The organism is Gammaproteobacteria bacterium (assembly GCA_027296625.1).
GTDB lineage: Bacteria > Pseudomonadota > Gammaproteobacteria > JAKEHO01 > JAKEHO01 > JAKEHO01.
Map to the genome: position 1 here is coordinate 1 of JAPUIX010000053.1, position 5,444 is coordinate 5,444.

A 5,444-nucleotide genomic window follows, 5' to 3' on the forward strand; every position below is an offset into this window, starting at 1 on the left:
AAAAGCTGAAAGCTATCGAATACCAAGTAAAAAGCCTCCCAAAGACCAGGTGGAGAGACCATTCTGAATTCGTGAACCGTAATCCGTGAGTGGTGAACCATACATCCGTAAGCCGTGAGACGTTATGCGTGAGTCGGGAGAATGCAAAAGATCAGTGATTAGCGATTGGTAAGGACCGATGATTGAGTTTCTGCAGGACCTTTGGGGGTTTATGCGCGTGCGTAAGAAATTTTGGCTCGCACCAATTATCATAGTGATGGTGTTGCTTGGGGCACTGATCGTTTTGACCCAAGGATCGGCGGTGGCGCCATTTATATATACGCTATTCTAGCTACGTGAGTTGTTAGTGGTAAGCCGTGAGCCGTAAACCGTAATCGGTGATCAGTAATCCGCGCCCCTCCCGAGCCCTCCCTACGAAGTGGGGAGGGCGAATTGATGAACTTCATTAGCTAAGAGTCCGTGAATCGTGAGTTCTTTAAAAGCTCGCTGGGCGTGCAGATTTTCTACTGAGATTACTGACCCATTTTATTTAGGGCACTCAAACTCCCAGTTTTCAAGCGCCGCCTCGACACTGCGTTAGGACCTGTCAGGCATGGACGATAGCGTATACTAATTATCGGCAAAACAAATAGACGGAGAGGCGTTGAGCAAACCCCCTAATTCGTCGTACCAGCAACGCACTGGTAGCTCATCGATAGAGATTAACGGTACGGCTAACGAGCTGAAACAGACGAAACCGGTGAAGCTCGTGCTTGAAGATGGCACTGAGCTATCCGGTGGAGGGTTTGGCGCAACACGGGCCGTTGGCGGTGAAGTCGTTTTCAACACCGCCATGACCGGTTACATTGAGACGCTCACCGATCCATCCTACCGGGGACAGATTCTACTTCTCACTTATCCCCTAATCGGAAACTACGGTGTTCCCCTGCCTAGGCTAGCTGGCAGCATCGACCAACCATATGAATCAAATCAGATTCAGGTCCAAGGTCTGGTGGTGCAGCACTATGTTGATGACCACAGCCATCATTCTGGTGTCCGTTCATTGCATGATTGGCTTCTGAGCGAGGGGGTTCCTGCCGCCAGTGGTATCGACACGCGTACACTCACAAGGCGACTGCGAGAATACGGAACAATGAAAGGCTGGCTTTTACCGGCTGGCGAAGAAACGGAAGAAGCCCAACAGGATGCGGACATCGTGGATATGCGAGCTGAAGTCTTCCGAGTCGTCACGCCCAATGAGCCAATTCGCTATGAAGGGGGAGATCAAACCGTTCTGCTCATCGATGTCGGTGCGAAGGACAATATCGTGCGGTCGCTTCTTTCACGGGGCGTGAGCGTTCTGAGATTGCCTTGGCATATGCGGCTTTCAGAGTTTGTGGATCAAGCCGACGGTATCGTGATTGGGAATGGGCCAGGCGACCCTAAGGATTTGGGCGCGTTGGTGGAACAGGTACGGGGCTTGTTGGACAGCTTCGAGCGGCCGATCTTCGGTATTTGCTTAGGCAACCAGATCCTAGCCCGTGCCGCGGGCGGCGATACCTACAAACTTCCCTATGGACATCGAGGTGTTAACCAACCGGTGCAAGACCTGTTGACCCGTCGATGCTACATCACCAGCCAAAATCACGGATATGCGGTCAAGGACGAGTCGTTGCCAGTAGATTGGGAGCCGTGGTTTGTGAACATCAATGACGGGACCAATGAGGGTATTCGTTCGCGCATCCGTCCGTTCTTCAGCGTCCAGTTTCACCCCGAAGCTCATCCCGGGCCTCGGGATACCGGCTTCCTGTTTGACGATTTCTTACGGCTCGTGGGCGTGACAGCGCGAGGCTGATTAATGTACGGCACCTACATCGCAAAAAAGCCTGGCCGTGTGTTAGTGCTCGGGTCAGGCGCCTTGCAGATCGGGCAGGCGGGAGAATTCGATTACTCGGGGTCACAGGCAATAAAGGCCTTGAAAGAGGAGGGGATTAAAACGGTCTTAGTTAATCCGAATATCGCGACCATCCAAACCAGCCAAGAACTTGCCGATCGAATCTATCTTGTCGCAGTTACCCCAGAGTTCGTAGAGCGAGTAATCAAAAAGGAAGAGATCAATGCGATTCTTTTGTCCTTCGGCGGCCAAACCGCGCTAAATTGTGGTCTGGCGCTGCACGACAGGGGGGTCTTCAACAAATACGGCGTCCAAGTCCTAGGGACGCCGATAGAAACGATTCGTGCTACCGAGGATCGCCATCTGTTTGTCGAACGGCTAGCTGAAATTGGCGTCACGACGGCGCGAAGCAGGGCCTGCCATTCCATACCGGAAGCATGTGGAGCGGCCAATGAGATCGGTTTTCCGATCATGTTGCGTGGTGCATTTGCGTTGGGTGGCAAGGGCAGTGGCCTCGTCGAGAACAAGAGTGATCTCGAGGGCGCCCTAGAACGCGCCTTCAGCGGGCCCATTCAGCAGGTCCTGGTTGAGGAATATCTGCGCGGTTGGAAAGAGATCGAGTATGAAGTCGTTCGTGATGGACGTGACAATTGCATCACCGTTTGCAACATGGAAAACCTCGATCCCATGGGTATCCATACCGGTGAGTCCATCGTTGTTGCGCCCTCGCAAACGTTGAACGACGACGAGTATCAGCGCCTTCGTTCAATCGCGATACAAACAGTCCGACATCTTGGGATCGTGGGCGAATGCAATATTCAATACGCGCTCGATCCCAGTAGTGGGGAATACAGGGTTATTGAGGTAAACGCTCGACTTTCTCGTTCGAGCGCGCTCGCGAGCAAGGCAACCGGCTATCCGCTCGCCTACGTTGCCGCCAAACTCGCCGTTGGTTATTCACTGGCCGAGATACCGAACGGCATTACCCGGCGAACCACCGCCTTCTTCGAGCCGGCGTTGGATTACCTCGTTTGTAAGGTCCCACGGTGGGACCTTACCAAGTTCCAGGGCGCATCGATGCAAATCGGCAGTGAGATGAAAAGTGTCGGCGAAGTCATGGCCATCGGTCGTACCTTTCCCGAGGTCATTCAGAAAGCCCTACGCATGCTGGATATCGCCGTCAAGGGCCTCGACCCCGATGCATTTCAATTCCAAGATATCCGCGGTGAGCTTCAGAACGCGACGCCGCTAAGAATATTCGCTGTCGCCCAGGGGTTACGCGACGGAATAGCCGTCGACGAAATCCATGAGCTTACGGGCATCGATCGCTGGTTTCTAAGGGCGATCGAAAAGATCGTGCGTATGCACGACGCCCTCGCTCGGGCCAGGCTTCCGTTGCCTGAGAGTACGCTCCGTGCCGCGAAAGGTCTCGGGTTCTCTGATCAAGCAATCGACAAACTTACGAACTCGCCAGCGGGCACAGTTCGTCAAGCCCGCAAGGGCTACGGGATTGAGCCGCATCTAGTTCAAATCGATACCATGGCAGCGGAGTTTCCCGCCGACACCAATTATCTATATACAACCTATCACGCGACCAGCGCTGATGTTTTACCTTCGGCGCATAAGAAAATTATGGTGCTTGGATCCGGCGCCTACCGAATTGGCTCGAGCGTTGAATTTGACTGGTGCTGCGTTAATGCAACACAGGCAGCAGCCGCGCTTGGATTCGAAACCATCATGGTCAATTACAACCCAGAAACGGTAAGCACTGACTATGACATGTGCGATAGATTGATTTTCGATGAGATCAGCTTCGAGACTGTATTAGATCTATATGAACACGAAAGGCCGGATGGTGTGGTCGTCAGCATGGGCGGTCAGATTCCGAATAACCTCGCGATACGCTTACATAAAGCGGGCGTGAAAATCCTTGGCACCAATCCTGAAAACATCGATGTAGCCGAGAATCGACAAAAATTCAGCGCACTGCTTGACGAGCTTGGCATCGATCAACCACGTTGGCTTCATGTCACCGACGTCACAGACGCGGACACAATCGTGGAGCGCCTCGGGGGCTTTCCCGTTCTGGTGCGCCCGAGCTATGTGCTGAGCGGCGCCGCGATGAATGTTGCCCATGAACCCAATGAGCTCCGACGCATCCTCGCACTCGCGACCAGTGTCTCGCCTGAGTATCCAGTGGTGATGTCCAAATTCGAGACCCATGCACGCGAAGTCGAAATCGATGCCGTTGCAGACCAGGGAGAGCTTGTGCTTTGGGCAATCAGCGAACACATCGAGGATGCTGGTGTCCACAGCGGTGATGCTACGCTCGTGCTGCCCCCGCAAACGCTGTATATCGCTACCATTCGGCGGACAAAACAGATCGCCGCCGCCCTTGCTAAAGCTTTGTCCATTACTGGTCCGTTCAATGTTCAATTCCTTGCCAAACACAACGCAATAAAGGTTATTGAATGCAACCTGCGCGCTTCGCGCAGCTTTCCATTCGTATCCAAGGTGACTGGAAAAAATTTTGCAGGGGAAGCGATGCGTCGAATGCTAGGGGTGTCTCAAAAGCTCGTTAACGACAGCCTCGACCTCGACTATGTGGGGGTCAAGGTTCCGATGTTCTCTTTCTCAAGACTTGTTGGTGCCGACCCCATGCTGGGCGTGGAGATGGCGAGCACCGGCGAAGTCGGATGCTTAGGCAAAGACCTCAACGAGGCACTGCTACATGGGTTGCTAGCTACCGGGTTCCAACTTCCTCGCAAGGGGGTGTTGTTGTCCTTAGGCCCAGTTGTCGACAAGTATTGGTTTGCCGATGAGGCGCGCATCATCGGGCAGGAACTGGCGCTCCCCATCTATGCCACAGAGGGAACGGCAGAGATACTCACCGAACTCGGCATCGAGTGCACATCTGTAGGCAAGAGACCTGGTGAGGGCTTGAGTGGATTAGAGGTCATTAATGACGGCCGGGTTGACCTGGTGATCAACATACCGAGAGAGTACGACGCACAAGGCCGGCCAGACGGTTATCTAATTCGCCGACGCGCAGTCGATGCGGGCGTTCCCCTGATCACAGATTTACAACTAGCCCGGGCCGTTATCGAGGCGTTGCGCCAGACGCGCCTCATCATGCGTCCAGATAGGTAACCGTACCTGAGTTGCTCATAGTAAGACGCTAACGAGCCTTAAAAACACCCCGCCACAGATCCTGATCAAAACCGTAGGTCCAGTGCCCCCCTACGCCCAGCCGATAACGCTTCGTCACTCCCGTCGACTTGCGGTGAACCCTTGCCAATCCCGTGGACGGCTTAGCATCGCCCTTGCGAGGCGGGTCAAGCTGTTCGGTCAGTTCAAAGTCTTCCTCTGAGCAGCCATACCAATCCAACGACCTGCGGTAGTCCTCAAGTTCAGCCTCCGACACCAACGCAAAGGGACTGCCCATAGACACCTCCGGGCCGCACAGATCTGCGACACCACCAAGCCAGCACTCTCCCAGGAACATTGATAGGATCCATCCCACATGACCGACGGGTCTATACTGTACCGACTGCCGTCAGCTGTCCATATT

At 54.0% G+C, this 5,444-nt stretch carries 4 protein-coding genes; 3 read left to right on the top strand and 1 reads right to left on the bottom strand.

Going from position 1 to position 5,444, the window contains the following annotated elements:
* The first annotated feature begins 178 nt into the window (after positions 1-178).
* The 3 genes from O6944_02915 to carB all read left to right on the top strand — a co-directional run bounded on the left by O6944_02915 (position 179) and on the right by carB (position 5,023).
* Positions 179-331 carry a DUF5989 family protein gene (locus O6944_02915; protein ID MCZ6718091.1) on the top strand — a complete coding sequence of 51 codons (153 nt, stop codon included), beginning with the start codon at positions 179-181 and terminating at the stop codon, positions 329-331.
* Positions 332-721: 390 nt separating this feature from the next.
* Entirely contained in the window at positions 722-1,834 is a 1,113-nt protein-coding gene (gene carA / locus O6944_02920; protein ID MCZ6718092.1) for a glutamine-hydrolyzing carbamoyl-phosphate synthase small subunit, read from the top strand.
* Positions 1,835-1,837: 3 nt separating this feature from the next.
* Complete coding sequence (gene carB, locus O6944_02925; protein ID MCZ6718093.1) at positions 1,838-5,023, top strand: carbamoyl-phosphate synthase (glutamine-hydrolyzing) large subunit; 3,186 nt, start codon at positions 1,838-1,840, stop codon at positions 5,021-5,023.
* Positions 5,024-5,051: 28 nt separating this feature from the next.
* On the opposite strand, the gene O6944_02930 is transcribed toward carB, so the two are convergent.
* A complete protein-coding gene (locus tag O6944_02930; protein MCZ6718094.1) occupies positions 5,052-5,396 on the bottom strand; it encodes a hypothetical protein in 345 nt (114 codons plus the stop codon).
* Between the last annotated feature and the right edge of the window lie 48 nt (positions 5,397-5,444).